This is a genomic window from Lelliottia nimipressuralis, assembly GCF_041464075.1.
Lineage (GTDB): Bacteria > Pseudomonadota > Gammaproteobacteria > Enterobacterales > Enterobacteriaceae > Enterobacter > Enterobacter nimipressuralis.
In genome coordinates this window covers 4303981-4330128 of the sequence record NZ_CP167172.1, presented here as the reverse complement: position 1 = coordinate 4330128, position 26148 = coordinate 4303981, and the positions used below count along the sequence as shown (strand labels likewise).

Genomic DNA, 26148 nt, shown 5'->3' with positions numbered 1-26148 from the left:
AACCAGGCTTAAACGGGAATCTGGATCCCTCACCTGGAGAACAACAATGATAAAACCAACGTTTTTGCGCTGGGTAGCGATCGCTGCGCTGATGGCCGGCGGGACATTTACCGTGGCGGCGAACCCGCCAGCCGCACCGCCAGTCTCCTACGGCGTGGAAGAGGATGTCTTCCATCCCGTCAGGGCGAAGCAGGGGATGGTGGCGTCCGTGGACGCGATGGCCACCCAGGTCGGCGTGGATATCCTCAAGCAGGGCGGTAATGCAGTTGATGCGGCGGTGGCCGTGGGTTATGCCCTGGCGGTGACCCATCCGCAGGCGGGGAATCTCGGCGGCGGGGGCTTTATGCTGCTTCGCACCAAAGACGGCAATACCACGGCCATCGACTTCCGCGAAATGGCGCCAAATCAGGCATCGCGCGATATGTTCCTCGACGATCAGGGGAATCCGGACAGTAAAAAATCCCTCACATCTCATCTGGCAAGTGGCACGCCGGGCACCGTCGCCGGGTTCTCTCTGGCGCTGAAAAAATACGGGACCTTACCGCTGAACAAAGTGGTGCAGCCAGCCATCAAGCTGGCGCGCGACGGGTTTGTGGTCAATGACGCGCTGGCGGACGATCTCAAAACCTACGGCAGCGAAGTGATTCCGAACCATGAGAACAGTAAAGCGATCTTCTGGAAGGACGGCGAGCCGCTGAAAAAGGGCGACAAGCTGGTGCAGACAAATCTTGCGAAAAGCCTGGAGCTGATTGCGGAAAACGGCCCGGATGCCTTCTACAAAGGGGCGATTGCCGATCAGATTGCCGACGAGATGCAAAAGAATGGCGGGCTGATTACCAAGGCAGATTTGGCGGAGTACAAAGCGATTGAGCGCACACCGATAAGCGGTGAGTATCGCGGGTATCAAGTGTTCTCAATGCCGCCACCGTCCTCCGGCGGGATCCACATTGTGCAGATCCTCAATATTCTTGAAAACTTCGATATGCACAAATTTGGCTTCGGTAGCGCCGATGCGATGCAGGTGATGGCGGAGGCAGAAAAATTTGCCTATGCCGACCGCTCGGAGTATCTCGGCGATCCGGATTTTGTCAAAGTGCCCTGGCAGGCGCTAACCAACAAAGCCTATGCGAAATCGCTGGCGGATCAGATTGATATCAACAAAGCGAAACCGTCCAGCCAGATCCGCCCCGGCAAACTGGCGCCGTACGAGAGTAATCAGACCACCCATTTCTCGGTGGTGGATAAGGACGGCAATGCAGTGGCGGTGACGTACACGCTGAACACGGTGTTTGGCACCGGGATTGTGGCGGGTAACAGCGGCATTCTGCTGAACAACGAAATGGATGACTTCTCCGCCAAACCGGGCGTGCCGAACGTTTACGGGCTGGTGGGCGGCGATGCCAACGCCGTTGGGCCGAAGAAGCGCCCGCTGTCGTCCATGTCTCCGACCATCGTGGTGAAAGACGGCAAAACCTGGCTGGTGACAGGTAGCCCTGGCGGAAGCAGAATTATTACCACCGTGCTGCAAATGGTGGTCAACAGTATCGATTTCGGAATGAACGTAGCCGAAGCGACCAACGCGCCGCGCTTCCACCATCAGTGGCTGCCGGACGAACTGCGCGTGGAAAAAGGCTTTAGCCCGGACACTATCAAACTGCTGGAACAGCGCGGGCAGAAAGTGGTGGTGAAAGAGGCGATGGGGAGCACGCAGAGCATTGTGGTGGCGCCCGACGGTTCCCTTTCCGGGGCATCCGATCCACGGTCGGTGGATGATTTGACGGCAGGGTACTGATACGTTGTCGCCCGGCAGCGCAGCGCTACCGGGCAATTTTTCACTTCATCCGCGCCATATAATAGGCATCCACAAACTCGCCATTACGCAGGGCGAATTTCTTTCCGGTTCCTTCGATTTCAAAGCCAAACTTCTTGTACAGCGCCAGTGCAGGAGGATTATCGGCAAAAACCGTGAGTTCGATACGTTCGATGCGCATCCAGTTGTCACACAGGTTGATCATCTCACGCATGAGCGCACTTCCAACGCCTCGCCCCTGAGCATGCGCCGCAACGCTGATACCAAAGGTTGCCACATGGCTGCGTCGCGGGCTGGCTTCGACCTGCAGCGCCAGATCACCGACAATAATCTCATCCATGCAGGCGACAAGACGTTTTTGCCCAGCTTTAGGATTAAGGCGTTCCTGCCACATCTCAAGGGAAGGATGAGGGAGTTGTAGCGTGTCGTGATACACCTCTGGATGCATATAATTTTGGCGCAGGGCTTCGGCATCTTTCGGTTCAGCGTGGCGTATCACTATCTCACTCATTCTTTTGTCCTCGGTGGGTTGATATCCCTTTCAACATCATTGACTTTGAAATTCGAGTCAACTCCCTTTTTTTTTGCAAAAAGTATTGGACAAGTGCGAATGAGAATGATTATTATTGTCTCGCGTTCAGGAAGACCTCTACGGAAACCTGAAAGCACGACATTGCTCACATTGCTTCCAGTATTACTTTAGCCAGCCTCGCGCTGGCTTTTTTTTATCCTGTTTCAGCCAGGCAGACCTGCCCGTTCCCCTCGTGAAGCGTTCGCCATCCCACATACGTGAAGCTCACAGCGGCGGATGCGCGCGCATTTAACTTGCGCTATGGTTGTCCCAACAACCTTAATAAGGACTGAGCCATGACATTACATTGCGCATTTATTGGATTTGGTAAAAGCACCACTCGCTATCACCTTCCGTATGTTCTCAACCGTAAAGACAGCTGGCACGTGGCGCATATCTTCCGCCGTCACGCGAAACCTGAAGAGCAGTCCCCACAGTATTCCCATATTCATTTCACCAGCGATCTGGATGAGGTGTTAAGCGATCCGCAGGTCAAACTGGTGATCGTCTGTACCCATGCCGACAGCCACTTTGACTACGCGAAACGCGCGCTGGAAGCGGGCAAAAACGTGCTGGTGGAAAAACCCTTCACCCCGACGCTTGCGGAGGCCAAAGAGCTCTTCGCGCTGGCAAAAAGCAAAGGGCTGACCGTCACGCCGTACCAGAACCGTCGCTTTGATACCTGCTTCCTGATGGCGAAACAGGCCATGGAGAGCGGCAAACTGGGCGATATCGTTGAAATCGAAAGCCATTTCGATCTCTATCGTCCGGTGGCGGAAACCAAACCCGGCCTGCCGCAGGACGGCGCGTTTTATGGTCTGGGCGTGCATACCATGGACCAGATAATCTCTCTGTTGGGCCGCCCGGATCACGTGACCTACGATATCCGCAGCCTGCGCAACAAAGCCAATCCGGACGATACCTTTGAAGCACAGCTGTTTTACGGCGATTTGAAGGCGATCGTCAAAACCAGTCATCTGGTGAAAACGGACTATCCGAAATTTATCGTTCACGGCACCCGCGGCTCGTTTATCAAATACGGTATCGACCAGCAGGAGACCAGTCTGAAGGCCAATATCATGCCGGGCGAGCCGGGATTCGCGGCGGATGAATCGGTCGGCGTGCTGGAGTATGTCAATGACGAAGGCGTGACGGTAAAAGAACAGCTCACCCCAGAAACCGGCGATTATGGCCGCGTCTACGATGCGCTGTATGACACCCTCACTAAAGGCGCGCCGAATTACGTCAAGGAATCTGAAGTTCTCACTAATCTGGAGATCCTCGAGCGCGGGTTCGAGCAGGCTTCTCCTGCCACGATTACCCTCGCGAAGTAAGCTCTGTCGACTCCTCTGTGCTTATTCATAATTTTTGAACAGAGGAGTCAATTTTCACCCTCTATGATCCCAGGCCATTTGCGTCCACACTGACTTCATCGAAACGAACTGGGGTGAAAAACAATGATCTTTTTACGTAAAGCAGGCGATCGTGGTCACGCAAATCATGGCTGGCTGGACTCATGGCATACCTTCTCGTTCGCGGACTATTACGACCCGAACTTCATGGGCTTCTCGGCACTGCGTGTGATTAACGATGACGTGATTGACGCGGGCCAGGGCTTCGGCACCCATCCGCACAAAGACATGGAAATCCTGACCTATGTGCTGGAAGGCGCCGTAGCGCACAAAGACAGCATGGGTAACGAAGAGCAGGTTCCGGCCGGTGAGTTCCAGATTATGAGCGCCGGTATCGGGGTTCGTCACTCGGAGTACAACCCGAGCAACACGGAAAAACTGCACCTGTACCAAATCTGGATCATTCCAGAAGAAACTGGCATCACGCCGCGCTACGAGCAGCGCCGCTTCGATGCCCTGCAGGGCAAACAGCTGGTGCTTTCCCCGGATGCGCGTGATGGCTCCCTGAAAGTGCATCAGGATATGGAACTGTACCGTTGGGCACTGGCGAAAGACGAACAGTCTGTGCATCAGATTGCCGCGAACCGCCGCGTGTGGATCCAGGTGGTCAAAGGTGACGTGACAATCAACGGCACCAAAGCCACCACCGCTGACGGTCTGGCGGTTTGGGATGAGCAGGCGCTGTCCATCCATGCTGACAGCGCGAGCGAAATTCTGCTCTTCGATCTGCCGCCCGTGTGATTAATCGTAAATAAAAGGCCAACCTTCCCCATTTGACAGGGGAAGGTTGGCCTTTGTCCGTGATAAACTGAGAGAATGTCTCATTACAGGTTTCTCTCAGGACGATGAAAAAGAAACGACCCGTACTTCAGGATGTGGCCGATCGCGTCGGTGTGACCAAAATGACGGTCAGCCGCTTTTTGCGTAACCCGGAACAGGTTTCCCTGGCGTTGCGTGGCAAGATTGCCGCTGCTCTCGATGAACTGGGTTATATCCCCAACCGCGCGCCCGATATTCTCTCCAATGCCACCAGCCGTGCGGTCGGTGTTCTGCTTCCTTCCTTAACCAACCAGGTTTTCGCCGAAGTGCTGCGCGGAATCGAAAGCGTTACTGACGCCTACGGTTATCAAACCATGCTCGCGCACTACGGGTACAAACCGGAACTGGAAGAGGAACGTCTTGAATCGATGCTTTCCTGGAACATCGACGGCCTGATCCTAACGGAACGTACTCACACGCCGCGTACGCTCAAGATGATTGAAGTTGCCGGCATTCCGGTAGTGGAGCTGATGGACAGTCAGTCCCCTTGTCTGGATATTGCCGTCGGGTTCGATAACTTCGAAGCCGCGCGTCAGATGACCGCCGCCATTCTCGCCCGCGGTCACCGCCACGTGGCCTATCTGGGCGCACGTCTCGACGAACGTACTATCATCAAACAGAAGGGATACGAGCAGGCGATGCTCGACGCAAACTTAACGCCGTACAGCGTGATGGTGGAGCAATCCTCTTCCTATTCGTCCGGTATTGAGCTGATGCGCCAGGCCCGCCGTGAGTATCCGCAGCTTGATGGTATATTCTGTACCAACGATGACCTTGCGGTCGGCGCAGCCTTTGAATGTCAGCGTCTTGGCCTGAAAATCCCTGACGATATGGCGATTGCTGGTTTCCACGGCCACGATATCGGACAGGTGATGGAGCCACGTCTGGCGAGCGTTCTGACGCCGCGCGAACGCATGGGCCGCATCGGTGCGGAACGCCTGCTGGCGCGCATTCGTGGTGAAGTGGTCACGCCTAAAATGTTAGATTTAGGTTTCACCTTGTCACCGGGTGGATCAATTTAGTCTGACAAATTTGAAGTAGCTCACACTTATTCACTTCTCGCACGAATGGATATTGCTTCTCCATAGCCCCGGCAGGACAATGTTACCGATAACTGTTACCCGTAACAATTGACTGAGGGGCACCCTTTGAGCACGACAAATCTCGATCACCACGTTTACGTCCTGATGGGCGTTTCCGGTAGCGGTAAATCTGCCGTCGCCAGCGAAGTGGCGCATCAACTTCAGGCAGCGTTTCTTGATGGCGACTTCCTCCACCCGCGCAGCAACATCACTAAAATGGCCGCTGGCGAACCGCTGAACGACGACGATCGTAAGCCCTGGTTGCAGGCGCTGAACGATGCCGCGTTTGCGATGCAGCGCACCAACAAAGTGTCGCTGATTGTCTGCTCCGCGCTGAAAAAGACCTATCGCGATCTGCTGCGTGACGGTAACCCAAACCTCTCCTTTATCTATCTGAAAGGCGATTTCGACGTGATCGAAAGCCGTCTGAAAGCCCGTAAAGGCCACTTCTTCAAAACTCAGATGCTGGTCACGCAGTTCGAAGCACTGCAGGAACCGGGTGCAGACGAAAGCGATGTTCTGATCGTCGATATCGATCAGCCGCTGGACGGTGTTGTTGCCAGCACCATTGAGGTCATTAAAAAAAGGCAGTAAGTTTTGAGTACATTAACGCTAGTTTTGACAGCAGTCGGCTCCGTTTTGCTGCTGCTGTTTTTAGTGATGAAGGCGCGTATGCATGCCTTCGTTGCTTTGATGGTGGTTTCTATTGGTGCAGGTCTCTTTTCCGGTATGCCGCTCGATAAAATCGCAGCGACAATGGAAAAAGGGATGGGAGGCACGCTGGGCTTCCTGGCGATTGTGGTCGCGCTCGGCGCGATGTTTGGCAAGATTTTGCATGAGACGGGCGCAGTCGATCAGATTGCCGTCAAGATGCTCAAATCCTTCGGCCACAGCCGCGCGCACTACGCGATTGGTCTGGCAGGTCTGATTTGCGCGCTGCCGCTGTTCTTTGAAGTGGCCGTGGTGCTGCTGATTAGCGTCGCATTCTCCATGGCGCGTCACACGGGCACCAACCTTGTTAAGCTGGTCATTCCGCTGTTTGCGGGCGTCGCGGCGGCCGCAGCGTTCCTGCTGCCTGGGCCTGCGCCGATGCTGCTGGCGTCTCAGATGCACGCCGATTTTGGCTGGATGATTCTGATTGGCCTGTGCGCCGCGATCCCGGGGATGATTATTGCCGGGCCGCTGTGGGGCAACTTTATCAGCCGCTACGTTGAGCTGCACATTCCTGATGACATCACCGAGCCGCACCTTGGCGAAGGCAAAATGCCGTCCTTCGGCTTCAGCCTGTCGCTGATTCTGCTGCCGCTGGTGCTGGTTGGTCTCAAAACCATCGCCGCGCGCTTTGTGCCGGTGGGTTCCAGTGCTTACGAATGGTTCGAGTTTATCGGTCATCCGTTCACCGCGATTCTGGTGGCGTGTCTGGTGGCGATTTACGGCCTGGCGATGCGTCAGGGGATGCCGAAAGACCGCGTGATGGAGATCTGCGGCGCGGCGCTGCAACCGGCGGGGATTATTCTGCTGGTGATTGGCGCAGGCGGTGTGTTCAAGCAGGTGCTGGTTGATTCCGGCGTGGGCCCGGCTCTGGGCGAAGCGCTGACCGGGATGGGCTTACCGATTGCCGTGACCTGCTTCGTGCTGGCAGCGGCGGTGCGTATTATCCAGGGTTCTGCCACGGTAGCCTGTCTGACTGCGGTTGGCCTGGTGATGCCGGTGATTGAACAGCTGAACTACTCCGGTGCGCAAATGGCGGCCCTGTCTATCTGTATCGCGGGTGGCTCTATCGTCGTCTCTCATGTAAACGACGCAGGCTTCTGGCTGTTCGGTAAATTTACCGGCGCGACCGAAGCGCAAACCCTGAAAACCTGGACGCTGATGGAAACCATCCTCGGCACGACAGGGGCGATTGTTGGGATGATTGCGTTTTCGCTGCTGAGTTAAGTGCGATGTTTGTCGGGAAGGCGGCGACGCCTTACCCGACCGATAAAATGGCGATATGAAGGCCGGGTAAGCGCAAACACTACCCGGCTTTTTTACAGCGGCTCTACACCTTCTTCAGTCCGTAAGGTCAACGGAACAACGCCTTTACCCGATATACTTCTCAACCTCACCCCTTCATCCACGCTCGAATTCCATCCAGGAACATCTGCGTCGCCATCATCACCAGAATCAACCCCATCAGGCGTTCCAGCGCGTTCACCCCTTTTTCGCCCAGCAGGCGCAGGAACAGCGACGACTGCAGCAGGATGATGAAGGTCCCGCCCCAGGCGATCAGCAGAGCAATCACCAGATGGCTCATCTGATTCGGATACTGATGGGAGAGCAGCATCAGCGTCGCCAGAATGGTCGGTCCGGCGACCAGCGGGATCGCGAGCGGTACGATAAACGGCTCTTCACCCGCAGGCAGGCCGCTGCTGCTGCCTTCGGCGCTCGGGAAAATCATTTTAATGGCGATCAGGAACAGAATAATGCCGCCAGAGATCGAAACCGTCTCAGCGCGCAAATTGAGGAACGCGAGGATCTTTTCACCCGCGAACAGGAAGATAAACATCACCAGCAGCGCGATGAGCAGCTCGCGGATCATGATCGCCCGGCGGCGCTTCGGCTCGGTGTGTTTCAGCACCGACATAAAAATGGGCAGGTTCCCAAGCGGATCCATAATCAGGATCAAAAGCACCGCTGCGGAAATGATTTCAGTCATTGTTATTTATCCCTGATAAACCCTGTGGTTTCTATTGTAATTAGTGGTATTACTGATCGCAGCGCAATCATTGATTAATTTCACTTGCGACTTTGGCAGCATTTTGTAATGTGAAGGCTATGCCCGTTGGATACGGGTGGACACACACAGCACACACCTCTGCAGGAACATACGCTATGAAAAACGTTGGTTTTATCGGCTGGCGCGGTATGGTCGGCTCTGTCCTCATGCAACGCATGATCGAAGAGCGCGATTTTGACGCCATCCGCCCGGTCTTCTTCTCCACTTCCCAGTTCGGGCAAGCAGCGCCCGCGTTCGGCGGTGCCTCTACGGGCACGCTTCAGGACGCCTTTAATCTGGAAGCGCTGAAGGCACTTGATATTATAGTGACCTGCCAGGGCGGCGATTATACCAACGAAATCTATCCAAAGCTTCGTGAAAGCGGCTGGCAGGGTTACTGGATTGACGCCGCGTCTTCTCTGCGTATGAAAGATGACGCGATCATTATTCTCGACCCGGTGAACCAGGGCGTGATCACCGATGGCCTGAACAACGGCGTGAAAACCTTTGTCGGCGGTAACTGTACCGTCAGCCTGATGCTGATGTCCCTGGGCGGCCTGTTTGCGCAGGATCTGGTGGAGTGGGTCTCCGTTGCCACCTATCAGGCCGCATCCGGCGGCGGCGCGCGTCATATGCGCGAACTGCTGGCACAGATGGGGCAACTGCACAGTCACGTCGCTGACGAGCTGGCGAACCCGGCCTCGGCGATTCTGGATATCGAACGCAAAGTCACCCAGCTTTCCCGCTCCGGCGAACTGCCGGTCGATAACTTCGGCGTTCCGCTGGCAGGCAGCCTGATCCCGTGGATCGACAAACAGCTCGATAACGGCCAGAGCCGCGAAGAGTGGAAAGGTCAGGCCGAGACCAACAAAATTCTCAGCACATCTTCCGTGATCCCGGTTGACGGTCTGTGCGTGCGCGTCGGCGCGCTGCGCTGCCACAGCCAGGCCTTCACCCTTAAACTGAAAAAAGATGTGTCTATTCCGACCGTGGAAGAGCTGCTGGCTGCGCACAACCCGTGGGCGAAAGTGGTGCCAAACGATCGCGATATCACCATGCGTGAACTGACCCCAGCCGCCGTTACCGGCACGCTGACCACGCCGGTCGGTCGTCTGCGTAAGCTGAACATGGGGCCGGAGTATCTCTCGGCCTTCACCGTCGGAGACCAGCTCCTGTGGGGTGCCGCCGAGCCGCTTCGCCGTATGTTGCGACAACTGGCCTAATAATTTGCTAATACCGGGGGTGATATTCACCCCCTTTTTTTTGCGCGTAACACGGAGTCATGCGCAGAGCTTCAATTTTTATCAGGAGTCATTTCGTCGTTGGCTATGCTTTAAGGAAGAGTCATTTCTTACCTGAGGGTGGGATGGCGCAGAGAGGATGAACAATATCTGCGTCGTTCAGGTCACATTAAAAGTCGCACCGGAGCGCTTAAATAGGGCGACATTAGAAAAAACAGGATGAATACCATGTCCGATCGTATTGATAGAGACGTGATAAATGCGCTAATTGCGGGTCATTTTGCGGACCCATTTTCTGTGCTGGGTATGCACAGGACGGAGGATGGACTGGAGGTCCGCGCACTGTTGCCCGACGCCACCGAAGTGTGGGTCATTGAACCTAAAACTGGCCGCAAGGTAGGCAAGCTGGAGTGCCTTGATTCGCGCGGTTTCTTCTCAGGCGCGATCCCGCGTCGCAAAAACCTGTTCCGTTATCAGCTCGCCGTGCTCTGGCATGGTCATGAAAACCTGATTGACGATCCCTACAGTTTTGGCCCGCTGTTACAAGAGATGGACGCCTGGCTGCTCTCCGAAGGCACGCACCTTCGCCCGTACGAAACGCTGGGCGCGCATGCCGATACGATGGATGGCATCACCGGCACCCGTTTTTCCGTCTGGGCACCGAATGCGCAGCGCGTGTCGGTGGTTGGCCAGTTCAACTACTGGGACGGTCGCCGCCACCCGATGCGCCTGCGGCGTGAATCGGGGATCTGGGAGCTGTTTATCCCCGGCGCGCACAACGGCCAGCTCTACAAATTCGAAATGATCGATGCCCACGGTCAGCTGCGGGTCAAAGCCGATCCTTACGCCTTCGAAGCGCAAATGCGCCCGGATACCGCGTCGCTGATTTGCGGTCTGCCGGAGAAAATCGTACAGACCGAAGAGCGCAAACAGGCTAACCGCTTCGATGCGCCAATCTCTATTTATGAAGTGCACCTCGGCTCGTGGCGTCGCCACACGGACAACAATTTCTGGCTGAGCTATCGCGAACTGGCGGACCAGCTGGTGCCCTACGCCAAATGGATGGGCTTTACCCATCTGGAGCTGCTGCCAATTAACGAGCACCCGTTCGACGGCAGCTGGGGCTATCAGCCGACCGGCCTTTACGCACCGACGCGCCGCTTCGGCACCCGCGATGACTTCCGCTATTTCATCAACGCCGCCCATGCCGCCGGACTCAGCGTGATTCTCGACTGGGTGCCAGGCCATTTCCCGACGGATGATTTTGGTCTCTCTCAGTTTGATGGCACCAATCTCTACGAGCACAGCGATCCGCGCGAAGGCTTCCATCAGGACTGGAACACCCTGATTTACAACTATGGTCGTCGCGAAGTGGCGAACTATCTGGTGGGCAACGCCCTGTACTGGATTGAACGTTTCGGTATTGACGCTCTGCGCGTGGACGCCGTGGCATCGATGATCTATCGCGACTACAGCCGCAAAGAGGGCGAGTGGATCCCGAACGAATACGGGGGCCGCGAAAACCTCGAAGCCATTGAATTCCTGCGCAGCACTAACCGCATTCTCGGCGAGCAGGTCGAAGGCGCGGTGACGATGGCCGAAGAGTCGACCGACTTCCCCGGCGTATCGCGTCCGCCTGCCATGGGCGGGCTGGGCTTCTGGTACAAGTGGAACCTGGGCTGGATGCACGACACCCTCGACTATTTCAAACTCGATCCGGTCTATCGTCAGTATCACCACGACAAACTGACCTTCGGGATGCTCTACAACAACACCGAAAACTTTGTTCTGCCGCTCTCTCATGACGAAGTGGTGCACGGCAAAAAATCGATTCTCGACCGCATGCCCGGCGACGCGTGGCAGCGCTTTGCCAACCTGCGCGCCTACTACGGCTGGTTGTTTGCCTTCCCGGGCAAAAAGCTGCTGTTTATGGGCAACGAATTCGCCCAGGGTCGCGAGTGGAACCATGATGCGAGCCTCGACTGGCATCTGCTGGAAGGCGGTGACAACTGGCATCACGGCGTTCAGCGCCTGGTGCGCGACCTCAACCTGACCTATCGCCATCACAAAGCCCTGCACGAGCTGGACTTTGACTCCTACGGCTTTGAGTGGCTGGTGGTGGATGACCACGAGCGCTCGGTGTTTATCTTCGTGCGCCGCGATCGGGAAGGGAATGAAATCATCGTCGCCAGCAACTTTACGCCGGTGCCGCGCCAGAACTATCGCTTCGGCATCAACCAGCCGGGCAGATGGCGCGAAATTCTCAACACCGACTCCAGCCACTACCACGGCAGTAACGCCGGTAACGGCGGCAGCGTTCATAGCGATGAGTGGGAAAGCCACGGGCGTCCGAACTCTCTGAGCCTCACGCTGCCACCGCTGTCCACAATCTGGCTGGTTCGGGAGGGCGAATGACGCAACTCACGGCAGGCAAACCCGCTCCGCTTGGGGCAACGTTTGACGGCAAAGGGGTGAATTTCACCCTCTTTACCGCCCACGCAGAACGGGTGGAACTCTGTGTGTTTGACGGTGAGGGTAATGAGTACCGCTACGATCTGCCGGAACGCAGCGGGGACATCTGGCATGGCTATATGGCCGACGGGCGGCCCGGACTGCGCTACGGTTTTCGCGTGCACGGCCCGTGGGAGCCGGGGCAGGGGCTACGATTTAATCCGGCCAAATTACTCGTCGACCCTTGCGCCCTGCGCGTCGAGGGAGAGGTCACCGATAACCCACTCTACTTTGATGGCGACCACGAACCTGAGCCTCGCGACAGCGCGGCGATTGCGCCAAAAAGCGTGGTGGTGAGCGATGCTTACGACTGGGAAGATGACGCCCCGCTCGCGACGCCGTGGGGGAGAACGGTTATCTACGAAGCCCACGTCAAAGGGCTGACGTATCTGCATCCGGCGATCCCGCAGGAGATCCGCGGCACCTACAAGGCGCTCGCTCATCCGGTGATGATTGCCTATCTCAAACACCTGGGCGTCACCGCGCTGGAGCTGCTGCCGGTGGCCCATTTTGCCTCCGAGCCGCGCCTGCTGCGCCTGGGGCTGACCAACTACTGGGGCTACAACCCGCTGGCGATGTTTGCCCTCGATCCGCGCTACGCCTCACATCCGGAACGCGCCAGAGATGAGTTTCGCGATGCGGTAAAAGCGCTGCACCAGGCCGGTATCGAAGTGATTTTGGATGTGGTGTTGAACCACAGCGCGGAGCTGGATCTCGACGGACCGACGCTCTCAATGCGCGGAATCGATAACCGTAGCTATTATTGGATTAGGGAGGATGGTGATTATCACAACTGGACCGGTTGCGGTAACACGCTCAACCTCAGTCATCCGGCGGTGGCAGACTTTGCTTATCACTGCCTGAAATCCTGGGTCGAGACCTTCCATATCGACGGTTTCCGCTTCGATCTGGCGTCTGTGATGGGCCGAACGCCTGCGTTCAGCCAGCAGGCTCCCTTGTTTGAAGCCATTAAAAACTGTCCGGTGCTGTCGCGCGTCAAACTGATTGCTGAGCCGTGGGATATTGGTGACGGCGGTTATCAGGTGGGGAACTTCCCGCCGCTGTTTGCCGAGTGGAACGATCGTTTCCGCGATGCCACGCGCCGTTTTTGGCTGGAAAAAAATCTCTCTCTTGGCGACTTCGCCGGGCGGTTTGCGGCGTCCAGTGATGTGTTCAGGAAGAGTGGCAGAGCACCGTCGGCCAGCGTCAATCTGGTAACGGCGCACGACGGGTTTACCCTTCGCGACTGTGTTTGTTTCAATCAGAAACACAATGAGGCAAACGGCGAAGAAAACCGCGATGGGACTAACAATAACCATAGCTTTAATCATGGTATAGAAGGGTTAGGCGGCAGTCAGGATGTTATCGAGCGGCGTCGCGCCAGCGTGCATGCGCTGCTGACTTCGCTGTTGCTTTCGCAAGGGACGCCAATGCTGCTGGCGGGTGATGAGTTCGGTCATAGCCAGCACGGCAATAACAATGCTTATTGCCAGGATAACGCGCTGACCTGGCTCGACTGGGAACAGGCAAACACGGGGTTAACGCACTTTGCAGCGGCCTTGATCCACCTTCGGCAACAGATCCCGGCGCTCACGGCGGATCGCTGGTGGGAAGAGGGAGACGGCAACGTCAGCTGGCTGAATAAAGAGGCACAACCGCTGAGTGCGCACGAGTGGCAGTACGGTATTCCCTGCCTGCAAATCCTGCTTTCGGATAACTGGCTAATCACGTTAAACGCGACGAACGATGTCGCAGAGATTGTTTTACCTCACGGGGAATGGCGCGCCATTTCCCCCTTTGCCGGAGTGGATAATCCGGTGGTAATGGCTGTCTGGCACGGGCCTGCACACGGAGTGTGCGTATTCCAAAGATGATAAAAAAGGAGTTAGTCATGGTGAGATTAGAGAAGAACGATCCCTTGATGTTGGCGCGCCAGTTACCCTTAAAAACGGTCGCGCTGATACTTGCTGGTGGACGTGGTACCCGTCTGAAAGATTTGACAATCAAGCGTGCTAAGCCTGCCGTTCACTTTGGTGGTAAGTTCCGTATTATCGATTTTGCATTATCCAACTGCCTGAACTCCGGTATTCGCCGTATCGGCGTGATTACTCAGTATCAGTCGCACACCCTTGTGCAGCACATCCAGCGCGGCTGGTCATTTTTCAGCGAAGAGATGAACGAGTTTGTCGATCTGCTTCCGGCGCAGCAGCGCGTACACGGTGAAAACTGGTATCGCGGCACGGCCGATGCGGTGACGCAAAACCTCGACATCATTCGCCGCTACGGCGCGGAATACATCGTGATCCTCGCGGGCGACCATATTTATAAGCAAGACTACTCGCACATGCTCATCGACCACGTCGAAAAAGGGGCGCGTTGCACCGTGGCGTGTCTGCCGGTGCCCGTTGCTGAAGCGACGGCGTTCGGCGTCATGGACGTGGACGAGAATGACAAGATTATCGATTTCGTCGAGAAACCGGCCAACCCGCCGACCATGCCGACGGACGCCACTAAATCCCTCGCCAGTATGGGCATCTATATCTTTGATGCCGATTACCTTTATGAACTGCTGGAAGAGGACGACAAGGACGAGAATTCGAGCCACGACTTCGGCAAAGATATCATCCCGAAAATCACCAAAGCTGGCATGGCTTATGCACATCCCTTCCCGCTGTCCTGCGTGCAGTCTGACCCGGAAGCCGAACCGTACTGGCGCGACGTGGGTACGCTTGAAGCGTACTGGAAGGCGAATCTCGATTTAGCCTCCGTCACCCCGGAACTGGATATGTACGACCAGAACTGGCCGATTCGCACGCACATGGAATCGCTGCCGCCGGCCAAATTTGTGCAGGACCGTTCCGGTAGCCACGGCATGACGCTGAACTCGCTGGTGTCGGGCGGGTGCATTATTTCTGGCTCAGTGGTGGTGCAGTCGGTGCTCTTCCCGCGCGTGCGGGTGAACTCCTTCTGCAATATCGATTCGTCGGTACTGCTGCCAGATGTATGGGTGGGGCGCTCGTGTCGTTTGCGTCGCTGTGTTATCGACCGTGCCTGTGTGATCCCGGAAGGGATGGTGATTGGAGAGAATGCGGAGGAAGACGCTCGCCGCTTCTACCGCTCAGAAGAAGGCATCGTGCTGGTCACGCGCGAAATGCTGCGCAAACTGCAGGTCAAACAGGAGCGATAATGCAGGTTTTACATGTATGTTCTGAGATGTTCCCGCTGCTGAAAACGGGCGGGCTGGCGGATGTACTGGGCGCACTCCCGGCGGCGCAAATTGCGGAAGGTATCGACACCCGCGTGCTGCTGCCGGCTTTTCCTGATCTCCGCCGTGGCATTCCCGACGCGCAGGTGGTGAGCCGTCGCGACACGTTCGCCGGGCGCATCACCCTGCTGTTTGGCCATTACAATGGCGTCGGCATTTATCTGATTGATGCGCCGCATTTGTACGATCGTCCAGGGAGCCCGTACCACGATACGAACTTATTCGCTTATACGGACAACGTGCTGCGTTTTGCATTGCTCGGATGGGTGGGCGCTGAAATGGCGGTCGGACTCGATCCCTTCTGGCGCCCGGAGATCGTCCACGCGCACGACTGGCACGCAGGGCTGGCTCCCGCCTATCTGGCGGCGCGCGGCCACCCGGCAAAGTCGGTCTTTACGGTGCACAACCTGGCGTATCAGGGCATGTACTACGCCCATCATATGAATGACATCGATCTGCCATGGTCGTTCTATAACATGCACGGGCTGGAGTTTAACGGTCAGATTTCGTTCCTGAAAGCGGGGCTGTACTACGCCGACCACATTACGGCGGTCAGCCCGACTTACGCACGCGAAATCACCGAGCCGGAGTTTGGCTACGGCATGGAAGGGCTGTTGCGCCAGCGACATCGTGAAGGACGCCTGTCGGGGATCCTCAACGGCGTCGATGAAAAAATCTGGAGTCCGGAAACGGACCTTTTGCTGGCCTCGCGCTACAACCGTGATTCGGTGGAAGACAAAGCGGAAAACAAGCGCCAGCTGCAGATTGCGATGGGGCTGAAGGTGAACGACAAAGTGCCGCTGTTCGCCGTGGTCAGCCGCCTGACCAGCCAGAAAGGGCTGGATTTGGTGCTGGAAGCGCTGCCGGGGCTGCTGGAGCAGGGCGGTCAACTGGCGCTGCTGGGGGCAGGCGATCCGGTGTTGCAGGAAGGTTTCCTTGCCGCTGCCGCCGAACATCCGGGGCAGGTTGGCGTGCAGATTGGTTATCACGAGGCGTTCTCGCACCGCATTATGGGCGGCGCGGATGTCATCCTGGTGCCAAGCCGCTTTGAGCCGTGCGGCTTAACCCAACTGTATGGACTCAAGTACGGCACGCTGCCGCTGGTGCGCCGCACCGGTGGGCTGGCCGATACCGTATCGGATACGTCGCTGGAGAATCTGGCGGACGGCATCGCCACCGGTTTTGCCTTTGAAGACAGCAATGCCTGGTCGCTGCTGCGGGCGATTCGGCGGGCATTTGTTCTGTGGTCGCGTCCCTCTTTGTGGCGTTTCGTGCAACGCCAGGCGATGGCGATGGACTTTAGCTGGCACGTTGCGGCGCAGTCGTACCGCGATCTTTATCAACGCTTGATGTCATAAGGCGGAGTCACTGATATGAATGCACCTTTTAGTTATGCATCCCCGACACTTAGCGTAGAGGCGTTAAAGCATTCCATCGCCTATAAGCTGATGTTTACCATCGGGAAAGATCCGGTGATCGCCAACAAGCACGAGTGGCTGAACGCCACGCTGTTTGCCGTGCGTGACCGTCTGGTCGAACGCTGGCTGCGCTCGAACCGCGCCCAGCTCTCGCAGGAAACCCGTCAGGTCTACTACCTGTCGATGGAGTTTTTGATTGGCCGCACCCTTTCCAACGCGCTGTTATCGCTCGGGATTTACGACGATGTCAAAAACGCACTGGAAGAGATGGGGTTAGATTTAGAAGAGCTGATTGATGAAGAGAACGACCCCGGTTTAGGCAACGGTGGTCTGGGCCGTCTGGCGGCGTGTTTCCTCGATTCGCTGGCGACGCTGGCCCTGCCGGGACGCGGCTACGGGATTCGCTACGATTACGGCATGTTCAAGCAGAACATCGTCGACGGGCGGCAGAAAGAGTCGCCGGATTACTGGCTGGAGTACGGCAATCCGTGGGAATTTAAACGCCACAATACGCGCTACAAAGTGCGCTTTGGTGGCCGCGTGCAGCTCGAAGGCAAAAAGAGCCGCTGGCTGGAGACCGAAGAGATCCTGGCGGTCGCTTACGATCAGATTATCCCCGGCTATGACACAGATGCCACCAATACATTGCGTCTGTGGAACGCCCAGGCCAGTAGCGAAATCAACCTCGGTAAATTCAACCAGGGCGACTACTTCGCGGCGGTGGAAGACAAAAACCACTCCGAAAACGTGTCGCGCGTGTTGTATCCGGATGACTCCACCTACTCCGGGCGCGAACTGCGTCTGCGTCAGGAGTATTTCCTGGTGTCGTCGACCATCCAGGACATTTTGAGCCGCCACTATCAGCTGCACAAAACCTACAACAACCTGGCCGAAAAGACCGCAATTCACCTCAACGACACCCACCCGGTGCTGTCGATTCCCGAACTGATGCGCCTGCTGATGGATGAGCACAAGTTCAGCTGGGACGAGGCGTTCGAAGTGACCTGTCAGGTGTTCTCTTACACCAACCATACGCTGATGAGCGAAGCGCTGGAGACCTGGCCGGTCGACATGCTCGGCAAGATCCTGCCGCGCCATCTGCAGATCATCTTTGAAATTAACGACTACTTCCTGAAAACGCTCCAGGAACAATATCCGAACGACACCGGGCTGTTGAGCCGCACGTCGATTATCGATGAGTCCAACGGTCGTCGCGTGCGTATGGCGTGGCTGGCGGTGGTGATCAGCCACAAGGTGAACGGGGTGTCCGAGCTGCACTCGAACCTGATGGTGCAGTCGCTGTTTGCGGATTTCGCAAAAATCTTCCCGATGCGCTTCTGCAACGTCACTAACGGCGTCACGCCTCGCCGTTGGCTGGCGCTGGCGAACCAGCCGCTCTCGGAGGTGCTGGATGAAAACATCGGTCGCACCTGGCGTACCGATCTCAGTCAGCTGAGTGAACTGGAACAGCACGCCGATTTCCCGACGGTGAACAAAGCGGTACGCGACGCCAAGCTGCTGAACAAAAAACGCCTCGCGGTGTACATGGCTCAGCACCTGAACGTCATCGCGAATCCGAAAGCGCTGTTTGACGTGCAGATTAAACGTATTCACGAGTACAAACGTCAGCTGATGAACGTGCTGCATGTGATCACCCGCTACAACCGCATTAAAGCCGATCCGACGGCGGAGTGGGTGCCGCGCGTGAACATTTTTGCTGGTAAGGCCGCCTCGGCGTACTACATGGCGAAGCACATCATTCACCTCATCAATGACGTGGCGAAGGTGATCAACAACGATCCGCAGATTGGCGACAAACTGAAGATCGTCTTCATCCCCAACTACAGCGTGAGTCTGGCGCAGCTGATCATTCCGGCGGCGGATCTCTCCGAGCAGATTTCGCTCGCGGGGACCGAGGCATCCGGGACCAGTAACATGAAGTTTGCCCTGAACGGTGCGCTGACCATCGGCACGCTGGACGGTGCTAACGTCGAGATGCTGGAGCACGTCGGTGCGGACAATATCTTTATCTTCGGAAATACGGCGGAAGAGGTGGAGGAGCTGCGCAAGCAGGGCTACAAACCACGCGAGTATTACGAGCAGGATGAAGAGCTGCGCGAAGTGCTGACGCAGATTGCCACCGGCCTGTTTAACCCGGAAGAGCCTGGCCGCTATCGCGATCTGGTGGATTCCCTGATTAACTTCGGCGATCACTATCAGGTGCTGGCGGATTATCGCAGCTATGTGGATTGTCAGGACAAGGTGGACGAGCTGTATCGCCATCAGGAGGAGTGGGCTACTAAAGCGATGCTCAATATCGCCAACATGGGCTATTTCTCATCCGACAGGACCATCAAAGAGTATGCCGAGACCATTTGGCATATCGATCCGGTGCGGTTGTAAACGCAAAACGGCAACGTAAGTTGCCGTTTTTTATGTCTTCGCCCTCACACTGTGTGGGAGGGCGGGGCATTAAGATGCCAGTGACAATTTACGCTTTCCCGCATGTTGGGCCAGCCACTGCGCCACGCGCGATTGCTGCTCTGCATCCAGCCACATCCCCTCTTTGGTACGACGCCAGATGGCATCGTCCAGACGGCGCACCCACTCGTGCTCCACCAGGTAACGCAGCTCCGCTTCATACAATTCATGACCAAAATGTTCACCGAGATCGGCGAGCGTTTTCGCTTCCCCCAGAATCCACTCGGTATTGCTACCGTAAGTGCGCGCGTAATGGCGTGCCATGGATTCAGTAATAAACGGATAACGGCGGCGCAGTTTTGCCGCAAAGTCATCGCGGTCGCTGCCGATATCACCGCCAGGCAGCGTCGCGCCTTTGGTCCACGCCGGGCCGATACCTTTGTAGTACGGCGTCAGTTTTTCCAGCGCATGTTCCGCCAGCTTACGGTAGGTCGTCAGCTTGCCGCCAAAGACCGACAGCAGCGGCGCCTGGCCGTCAACGTCATGAATATCGAGCGTATAGTCACGGGTGATCGCCTGCGGGGAATCAGATTCGTCATCGCACAGCGGACGCACGCCGGAGTAAGTCCAGACCACGTCATCGCGGCCCAGCTGTTTCTTAAAGTGGGCGTTATAGACTTTCAGCAGGTAGCCGATTTCGCTCTCGTCGATTTCAACGTTCTTCGGATCGCCTTTGTACTCCACGTCGGTGGTGCCGATGATTGAAAACTCGTCCATCCACGGGATCACAAACACGATACGCTTATCTTCGTTTTGCAGGATGTAGGCCTGCTTCTGGGTGTGTACGCGCGGAACAACGATATGGCTGCCCTTGATCAGGCGGATGCCGTACGGCGAGGGCAATTTCATGCCGTCGTCAAAGAACTGTTTCACCCACGGGCCAGTGGCGTTCACCAGGCCGCGCGCCTGCCAGCTGAATTTCTCGCCGGTATCGATATCTTCAGCTTCCACAATCCACAGCCCGTTTTCACGGCGTGCAGCGGTGGCGCGAGTGCGGGTTTTGACCTCGCCGTCTTTCTTCACGACCATCTGGGCGTTCGCCAGCACCAGACGCGCATCGTCTACCCAGCAGTCGGAATATTCGAATCCGCGCACGATTTCCGGTTTAAGAACCGATTCTGAGCCAAAACGCAAACCGGTCGATCCCGGCAGACTGGTACGTTTACCCAGATGATCGTACATAAACAGACCAATTCGGATCATCCATGCCGGACGAAGATGCGGGCGATGAGGCAGACGGAAACGCATCGGGATCGCCAGGTGAGGGGCCATTTTCAGCAGCACTTCACGTTCCGCCAGCGCTTCGCTGACCAGGCGGAACTCGTAGTGCTCCAGGTAGCGCAGGCCACCGTGGATCAGTTTGGAGCTGGCGGACGACGTCGCGCAGGCGAGATCGTTGGCTTCCAGCATCAGTACAGATAATCCGCGTCCTGCAGCATCCGCCGCAATACCGGCACCGTTAATGCCACCGCCTATCACAATCAGATCTTTGGTTTCCATATCACCCTCACGCACTTTCGTTAAAGCTCAGAAATGTTCGATATCGCTCATAATAGCAAAAGAACGCTCTTTTGGTAACATCAAAAAAACAATTTTGAGTGATAGAGATAACATAATGGCGTTTCGCCGCCGCCAGGACGTACACTACGGGGTAAAATAGTTTTCCCCTCTTCCTGCGGGAGAGCGCACCAAACCTGAAAAACGAAGAGAATCGAATGGAACAGTTTGAATGCATTAATGTAGAAGAAGCCCATCAGAAGATGCACCAGGGAAAGGCGGTGCTGGTGGATATCCGCGATCCGCAAAGTTTTGCGATGGGCCACACGCCGGGCGCGTTTCATCTGACGAACGACAGCCTGGGCGCGTTTATGCGCGATAACGACTTTGAAACGCCAGTGATGGTGATGTGCTACCACGGCAACAGCAGTAAAGGTGCCGCGCAATACCTGCTCCAGCAGGGTTATGACGCGGTATACAGCGTCGATGGCGGCTTCGACGCCTGGCATCGTCATTTTCCGGCGGAAGTAGAACACGCCTTTGGCGGCTGACGCAGTTATACTGTCCTCTTTTGTACGGAAATAAGCGACTGCCGCCCATGTTGATGATTACCTCTTTTACGAACCCGCGCGTCGCTCAGGCGTTTGTCGATTATATGGCGACGCAGGGTGTGATCCTGACGATTCAACAGCATACGCAAACCGATGTCTGGCTTGCTGATGAAAGCCAGGCGAATTTTGTTAACACCGAGCTGGCGCGCTTTCTTGAAAACCCTGCGGACCCGCGCTACCTGGCGGCCAGCTGGACCTCCGGCCACACGGACAGCGGGCTGCACTATCAGCGTTTCCCTTTCTTAGCCACCGTGCGCGAGCGCGCCGGGCCGTTTACCCTGCTGCTGATGGCGGCCTGTATTCTGGTGTTTATCATCATGAACGTGGTGGGCGATCAGCAGGTGATGATTGCTCTGGCCTGGCCGTATGACGCTTCGGTGCAGTTTGACGTCTGGCGCTACTTCAGCCATGCCCTGATGCACTTCTCGGTGCTGCATATCCTCTTTAACCTGCTGTGGTGGTGGTATCTCGGTGGCGCCGTCGAAAAGCGCCTCGGCACCGGTAAACTCGTCGTCATCACCGTGATCAGCGCCCTGCTGAGCGGCTATGTGCAGCACAAGTTTAGCGGCCCGTGGTTCGGCGGTTTGTCCGGCGTGGTATATGCGTTAATGGGCTATGTCTGGCTGCGCGGCGAGCGCGACCCAAAAAGCGGCATCTATCTGCAACGCGGGTTAATCACCTTTGCATTAATATGGCTCATTGCCGGATGGTTTGATCTGTTTGGTATGTCTATCGCCAATGGCGCACATGTTGCCGGGCTGGGCGTGGGGCTGGTGATGGCCTTTGCTGATACGCTGAATGCGCGAAAACGAACATAATTCCCAGGGATATTTCATGAAACAAACGCAACGTCATGACGCCATTATCGAACTGGTTAAAAAGCAGGGATACGTCAGCACCGAAGAGCTGGTGGAGCAATTCGCCGTCAGCCCGCAAACAATTCGTCGTGATTTAAACGACCTGGCCGATCAGAACCGTATTCTGCGCCATCACGGCGGCGCGGCCCTGCCGTCCAGCTCGGTGAATACCTCATGGCATGACCGTAAGGCGACGCAAACCGCAGAGAAAGAGCGTATTGCCGCCAAAGTCGCGAGCCAGATCCCCAACGGCGCGACGCTGTTTATTGATATCGGAACGACGCCAGAAGCGGTGGCCCATGCGTTGCTCAACCATGAAAATCTGCGTGTGGTCACCAACAACCTCAACGTCGCCAATACCCTGATGCAGAAAGAAGATTTTCGCATCATCCTGGCGGGCGGCGAACTGCGCAGCCGCGATGGCGGGATCATTGGTGAAGCGACGCTCGATTTTATCTCCCAGTTCCGCCTCGATTTCGGCATCCTTGGGATCAGCGGCATCGACAGCGATGGTTCTCTGCTGGAGTTTGATTACCATGAAGTGCGCACTAAACGGGCGATTATCGACAACTCGCGCCACGTAATGCTGGTGGTGGATCACTCGAAATTTGGTCGTAACGCGATGGTAAATATGGGCAGCATCAGCATGGTCAATGCTGTGTACACCGACGTAATGCCGCCAGCGGGGGTGTTGCAGGTGATTAAGGACAATAACGTTCAGTTAGAGCTGTGCTAATCCCGGTCCGGGCGGCGGCGCTTCCCGACTGACTTAATCGCAGGCCCGGCAAACGTCCCGCCGCCGGGCATTGCATTACACGCCGTAACCCATCATTTTCAACAATTGCTGCGCATGTTGCACCGCATCCTGACGATGCGCCACGCCGAGTTTCTGATACAAATTGCGAATATGCGTTTTGATGGTGGTCGCCGCGACCGCCAGCTCGCCCGCAATCTGTTCGTTGCTGTAACCCGAATAAATCAGCCCCAGAACCTGCCATTCACGCTGGGTGAGCGGGCTGGTGCGAATAAGCTCCGGTACTTCCGGGTGGTTCAGCAGACGTTCGACAAAGTTCTCATCAAAATGCGCGAACTTGTGGCGATGATGCTGGTTAATCTCCCGCAGAATACGCTGGGCGCGGTGCTGATCCAGCTCCGGCAGGGTGTTGAGTTGAATCAACTGACGCAGTTGCTGCGCCATCGTTTCGCCTTCAATCACAAAGTGGCTGATAAACCCGGTGCGGTTCGCCAGCTGTAGTGCTTCCAGCAAGACGCGCTGTGCGTCATTTTTCCGCCCTGCCTGCCAGTAAAGCTGATTGAGCAGCAGCAGGTTGCGGTTCAGATCGCTCATCAGACGCAGACTGCGGGCGTTTTCGTTCAGCTCTTCGAGCACAATTTCCGCAGGCTCAAACTCACCGAGCAGGATCTGCGCGCGGGCGATGTTGCGCCACTGGCTTTGCAGGAAGTGGTTATTGGCAAATTCCGGTTTCGGCGTCTGGCGCAGCCAGTTGGCGGCTGATTTCTTATCGCCGATCATTTGCCAGTAAATCACCCGGACTTTATCGGCGTTGGAAACCCAGTCGCTATGGTACTGGCCATTGCCCAGCAGGTTTTCCAGACGGTTCAGATGGTTGCGGGCGTTATCCAGATCGCCGCGCGCCAGCGAGCACTGCACCAGCAGCGCCAGACATTGCAGCTGCTGCTGCGGCTGGAAGGTGGAAAGGACGTCAACACCATGACGGGCAGAGGCTTCGGCCTCATCGAGACGCGCCCAGGCCCACAGCAGCTGCGCGCGAATGCGCAGCAGGAACTCGTGCATCGGCAGCTGTTCCAGATGTTGATCCTGAATCAGCTGGAACGCTTTTTCCTGTGTCTCCCAGGCGGCTTGCAAGAACCCCTGAGCAAATAAGATTTCGCTCTGCTGGATCATGCTCCACAGAGCGTAATGCCAGACGTCATGGCGGCGGGACATCTGCTCCGTCTGCTGCATCAACGACAGAGAACGGGTGAGATCCCCTTTGCAGTGCAGCACTTCCCCGTGGACCGAGGTGGCGACAATGCGGCTGTAATAGTTCGCCAGCGGCAGCTCGTCGAGGGCGATCATCGCCAGACGTTCGGCCTCTTCCTGGTCACCATCGTTGATGGCCACCTGCGCGCGCAGGGCGTTAAATTCGCCGTGCAGCGTACCGTCCATCTCGCCTTTCATCTCTTGTTCGGCGCGGGCCAGCAGGGTATTCACTTCGCTGTAGCGGTGCTGACTCTGCATTAGCCACGCCTGCAACAGGACAAGACGCGGATTTTCCAGCAGGCTTTCCCACGGCAGGGCGCGGAGTGACTCTTCGAGCAGGGTCAGCTCGCTGTGGTTGAACAGGCCCCAGGCGTGGTTGAGCAGGATATCGCGCAGCATGTTGGCGTCACCGGCGGCAAGCGCGTGGTGGATCGCTTCGCTCGGGAAGCCTTGCGCCATCCAGCTCTCCGCCGCGGAGCGGTGGACGTCGGGTAATTCGGTGGCCATTTCCCACTGACAGCGCTGGCGCAGGAAATTGCCAAACAGCGGGTGGAAGCTGAACCATTCGCCGGAGTCGTCCATGCGTTGCAGGAACAGCCCCTGACGTTCAATCTCTTCGAGGCGCATCTGGCCGTTGTCTTCGCCAGTGACGCGCACAATCAGCGCATCGTTCATGGAGCGCAGCAGCGAGCTTTTCAGCAGGAACTGGCGGGTCGCCGGGTCAACGCTGTTCAGCACTTCGTCGACCAGATAATCGGACAGGTGGCTGGCATTAATGCCCGCCAGACGGCGCGCAGACTGATGCGTCGGGCTGTTATTCTGACGCGCTGAGAGGGCAATAAGCTGCAACGCGGTTGCCCAGCCGGCTACGTCGTCGCACAGGCGGCTGCTTTCAGAGGCTTCAATCGGCGAGCTGAGGCGGCAGTCAAAGAACTGTTTCGCTTCCTGATGGTTAAAGGCCAGCTGTTGGCTGCCCACTTCGAGCAGCTGATCGCGCACGCGCAGGTTGGCAATTCCCAACTGCGGCAGATTACGTGACAGTACCACCAGGGTCAGGTTCTCCGGCTGATGGCGCAGGAAGAAACGCATGGATTCATGGATCACCGGATTGGTGATCAGGTGGTAATCGTCAATCACCAGGAACAGCGGGCGATGCCATTCGGCCAGCTCAATGAACAGCTGGGCGAACAGGGAGGAGAGGCTGGCGTACTGGCGTTTTTGCACCATCACTTCGCTGGTGACGCAATGCCCGTTAGTCGCCTGCTGTATGGCGGCGATCAAGTAGCTGGCAAAGCGCTCCTGCTGGTTATCGCCCTCATCAAGGGAGTACCAGCCTAAATCGCTTTTGCCTGCGGCCCACTGTGAGATGAGCGTTGTTTTTCCATAACCTGCAGGACTCGTAACCAGCGCCAGTCGGAAATTATTCGCGCCGGAAAGTTTCGCCAGCAGACGTTCGCGGACCACAGTATGGTCAAGACGAACCGGGCGACTTAATTTGGACGGAATCAACATAAGTTTTTCACTTCACTGTGGGGAAACGAGGAAAATCGATTTTTTTTGCGCTTCGTAATTAATAGATATAAGGTCGGCCAGAAAAGGAACTATTGCAAGTTATGTCCGTCTTTTCTATCCCTTAATTTGCACTCTGTCACAAAATTATTTCTCATTGACCGGGAACTTTCTTAGATGCCCTATATCCCGCATGGATGCTGGCTTGTATGCATTTAGTGCGCTTATCCTGAAACTGGTTTCATTAGGCGATTCTCATCACGAAGTTAATAAATAACCGGTATAGTTATTCCTGGAAAAT

General features: G+C 56.4%; 19 protein-coding genes. 15 read left to right on the top strand and 4 right to left on the bottom strand.

Annotated features, from left to right (window positions below):
- The first annotated feature begins 46 nt into the window (after positions 1 to 46).
- Positions 47 to 1792, top strand: coding sequence for a gamma-glutamyltransferase (ggt, locus tag ACB496_RS20810; protein ID WP_371973599.1), 1746 nt, complete (start codon positions 47 to 49; stop codon positions 1790 to 1792).
- Between the two features lie 40 nt (positions 1793 to 1832).
- On the opposite strand, the gene yhhY is transcribed toward ggt, so the two are convergent.
- Positions 1833 to 2321, bottom strand: a complete 489-nt coding sequence (gene yhhY / locus ACB496_RS20805; RefSeq protein WP_123429797.1) for an N-acetyltransferase — start codon at positions 2319 to 2321, stop codon at positions 1833 to 1835.
- Positions 2322 to 2677: 356 nt separating this feature from the next.
- Between yhhY and ACB496_RS20800 the strand changes: the two genes are divergently transcribed.
- From ACB496_RS20800 to gntU, 5 genes are all read left to right on the top strand, one after another.
- Entirely contained in the window at positions 2678 to 3715 is a 1038-nt protein-coding gene (locus ACB496_RS20800) for an oxidoreductase (protein WP_371973597.1), read from the top strand.
- Positions 3716 to 3838: 123 nt separating this feature from the next.
- Positions 3839 to 4534, top strand: coding sequence for a pirin family protein (locus ACB496_RS20795; protein WP_371973595.1), 696 nt, complete (start codon positions 3839 to 3841; stop codon positions 4532 to 4534).
- Positions 4535 to 4638: 104 nt separating this feature from the next.
- Positions 4639 to 5634, top strand: coding sequence for a gluconate operon transcriptional repressor GntR (gntR, locus tag ACB496_RS20790; protein WP_100778571.1), 996 nt, complete (start codon positions 4639 to 4641; stop codon positions 5632 to 5634).
- Positions 5635 to 5760: 126 nt separating this feature from the next.
- Complete coding sequence (gene gntK, locus ACB496_RS20785; RefSeq protein WP_100778572.1) at positions 5761 to 6288, top strand: gluconokinase; 528 nt, start codon at positions 5761 to 5763, stop codon at positions 6286 to 6288.
- Positions 6289 to 6291: 3 nt separating this feature from the next.
- On the top strand, positions 6292 to 7632 hold the full coding sequence (gene gntU / locus ACB496_RS20780) for a gluconate transporter (protein ID WP_100778573.1): 1341 nt from the start codon (positions 6292 to 6294) through the stop codon (positions 7630 to 7632).
- A gap of 166 nt (positions 7633 to 7798) precedes the next feature.
- On the opposite strand, the gene yhgN is transcribed toward gntU, so the two are convergent.
- Positions 7799 to 8392 carry an NAAT family transporter YhgN gene (yhgN, locus tag ACB496_RS20775; protein ID WP_015960802.1) on the bottom strand — a complete coding sequence of 198 codons (594 nt, stop codon included), beginning with the start codon at positions 8390 to 8392 and terminating at the stop codon, positions 7799 to 7801.
- 176 nt (positions 8393 to 8568) lie between these two features.
- Here yhgN and asd point away from each other — a divergent pair, with 176 nt between their 5' ends.
- The 6 genes from asd to glgP all read left to right on the top strand — a co-directional run bounded on the left by asd (position 8569) and on the right by glgP (position 19290).
- A complete protein-coding gene (gene asd, locus ACB496_RS20770; protein WP_100778574.1) occupies positions 8569 to 9675 on the top strand; it encodes an aspartate-semialdehyde dehydrogenase in 1107 nt (368 codons plus the stop codon).
- A 246-nt stretch (positions 9676 to 9921) separates the two neighbouring features.
- The gene (gene glgB, locus ACB496_RS20765; protein ID WP_100778575.1) at positions 9922 to 12108 is read left to right on the top strand and encodes a 1,4-alpha-glucan branching enzyme; all 2187 of its coding nucleotides are present in this window, start codon (positions 9922 to 9924) and stop codon (positions 12106 to 12108) included.
- A complete protein-coding gene (gene glgX / locus ACB496_RS20760; RefSeq protein ID WP_371973591.1) occupies positions 12105 to 14078 on the top strand; it encodes a glycogen debranching protein GlgX in 1974 nt (657 codons plus the stop codon). Before glgB ends, glgX begins: the two co-directional genes overlap by 4 nt.
- A 17-nt stretch (positions 14079 to 14095) precedes the next feature.
- On the top strand, positions 14096 to 15391 hold the full coding sequence (gene glgC, locus ACB496_RS20755) for a glucose-1-phosphate adenylyltransferase (protein ID WP_371973589.1): 1296 nt from the start codon (positions 14096 to 14098) through the stop codon (positions 15389 to 15391).
- Positions 15391 to 16827 (top strand): glycogen synthase GlgA, encoded by a 1437-nt coding sequence (gene glgA / locus ACB496_RS20750; RefSeq protein WP_100778578.1) that lies wholly within the window; start codon positions 15391 to 15393, stop codon positions 16825 to 16827. Before glgC ends, glgA begins: the two co-directional genes overlap by 1 nt.
- Before the next feature lie 15 nt (positions 16828 to 16842).
- Positions 16843 to 19290: a glycogen phosphorylase gene (gene glgP, locus ACB496_RS20745; protein WP_100778579.1), complete on the top strand. Its 2448-nt coding sequence runs from the start codon at positions 16843 to 16845 to the stop codon at positions 19288 to 19290.
- A 69-nt stretch (positions 19291 to 19359) separates the two neighbouring features.
- On the opposite strand, the gene glpD is transcribed toward glgP, so the two are convergent.
- Positions 19360 to 20868, bottom strand: coding sequence for a glycerol-3-phosphate dehydrogenase (gene glpD, locus ACB496_RS20740; protein WP_100778580.1), 1509 nt, complete (start codon positions 20866 to 20868; stop codon positions 19360 to 19362).
- Positions 20869 to 21083: 215 nt separating this feature from the next.
- On the opposite strand from glpD, the gene glpE reads away from it, so the two are divergent.
- The 3 genes from glpE to ACB496_RS20725 are packed head-to-tail and all read left to right on the top strand — an operon-like array spanning position 21084 to position 23069.
- Complete coding sequence (gene glpE / locus ACB496_RS20735) at positions 21084 to 21416, top strand: thiosulfate sulfurtransferase GlpE (protein ID WP_100778581.1); 333 nt, start codon at positions 21084 to 21086, stop codon at positions 21414 to 21416.
- Positions 21417 to 21463: 47 nt separating this feature from the next.
- Positions 21464 to 22294 carry a rhomboid family intramembrane serine protease GlpG gene (gene glpG / locus ACB496_RS20730; protein ID WP_371973586.1) on the top strand — a complete coding sequence of 277 codons (831 nt, stop codon included), beginning with the start codon at positions 21464 to 21466 and terminating at the stop codon, positions 22292 to 22294.
- A 16-nt stretch (positions 22295 to 22310) separates the two neighbouring features.
- Positions 22311 to 23069: a DeoR/GlpR family transcriptional regulator gene (locus tag ACB496_RS20725; RefSeq protein ID WP_100778583.1), complete on the top strand. Its 759-nt coding sequence runs from the start codon at positions 22311 to 22313 to the stop codon at positions 23067 to 23069.
- A 75-nt stretch (positions 23070 to 23144) separates the two neighbouring features.
- On the opposite strand, the gene malT is transcribed toward ACB496_RS20725, so the two are convergent.
- Positions 23145 to 25850 carry an HTH-type transcriptional regulator MalT gene (gene malT / locus ACB496_RS20720; protein WP_100778584.1) on the bottom strand — a complete coding sequence of 902 codons (2706 nt, stop codon included), beginning with the start codon at positions 25848 to 25850 and terminating at the stop codon, positions 23145 to 23147.
- Between the last annotated feature and the right edge of the window lie 298 nt (positions 25851 to 26148).

Bases quoted from the DNA above. Each gene is read 5' to 3' on its own strand.
- glpE (WP_100778581.1), top strand. From the start codon at position 21,084: ATGGAACAGTTTGAATGCATTAATGTAGAAGAAGCCCATCAGAAGATG.
- ACB496_RS20725 (WP_100778583.1), top strand. From the start codon at position 22,311: ATGAAACAAACGCAACGTCATGACGCCATTATCGAACTGGTTAAAAAG.
- ACB496_RS20795 (WP_371973595.1), top strand. From the start codon at position 3,839: ATGATCTTTTTACGTAAAGCAGGCGATCGTGGTCACGCAAATCATGGC.
- yhhY (WP_123429797.1), bottom strand. From the start codon at position 2,321: ATGAGTGAGATAGTGATACGCCACGCTGAACCGAAAGATGCCGAAGCC.
- asd (WP_100778574.1), top strand. From the start codon at position 8,569: ATGAAAAACGTTGGTTTTATCGGCTGGCGCGGTATGGTCGGCTCTGTC.
- ggt (WP_371973599.1), top strand. From the start codon at position 47: ATGATAAAACCAACGTTTTTGCGCTGGGTAGCGATCGCTGCGCTGATG.
- glgA (WP_100778578.1), top strand. From the start codon at position 15,391: ATGCAGGTTTTACATGTATGTTCTGAGATGTTCCCGCTGCTGAAAACG.
- glgC (WP_371973589.1), top strand. From the start codon at position 14,096: ATGGTGAGATTAGAGAAGAACGATCCCTTGATGTTGGCGCGCCAGTTA.
- glgP (WP_100778579.1), top strand. From the start codon at position 16,843: ATGAATGCACCTTTTAGTTATGCATCCCCGACACTTAGCGTAGAGGCG.
- ACB496_RS20800 (WP_371973597.1), top strand. From the start codon at position 2,678: ATGACATTACATTGCGCATTTATTGGATTTGGTAAAAGCACCACTCGC.
- glpD (WP_100778580.1), bottom strand. From the start codon at position 20,868: ATGGAAACCAAAGATCTGATTGTGATAGGCGGTGGCATTAACGGTGCC.
- glgB (WP_100778575.1), top strand. From the start codon at position 9,922: ATGTCCGATCGTATTGATAGAGACGTGATAAATGCGCTAATTGCGGGT.
- glpG (WP_371973586.1), top strand. From the start codon at position 21,464: ATGTTGATGATTACCTCTTTTACGAACCCGCGCGTCGCTCAGGCGTTT.
- yhgN (WP_015960802.1), bottom strand. From the start codon at position 8,392: ATGACTGAAATCATTTCCGCAGCGGTGCTTTTGATCCTGATTATGGAT.
- glgX (WP_371973591.1), top strand. From the start codon at position 12,105: ATGACGCAACTCACGGCAGGCAAACCCGCTCCGCTTGGGGCAACGTTT.
- malT (WP_100778584.1), bottom strand. From the start codon at position 25,850: ATGTTGATTCCGTCCAAATTAAGTCGCCCGGTTCGTCTTGACCATACT.
- gntR (WP_100778571.1), top strand. From the start codon at position 4,639: ATGAAAAAGAAACGACCCGTACTTCAGGATGTGGCCGATCGCGTCGGT.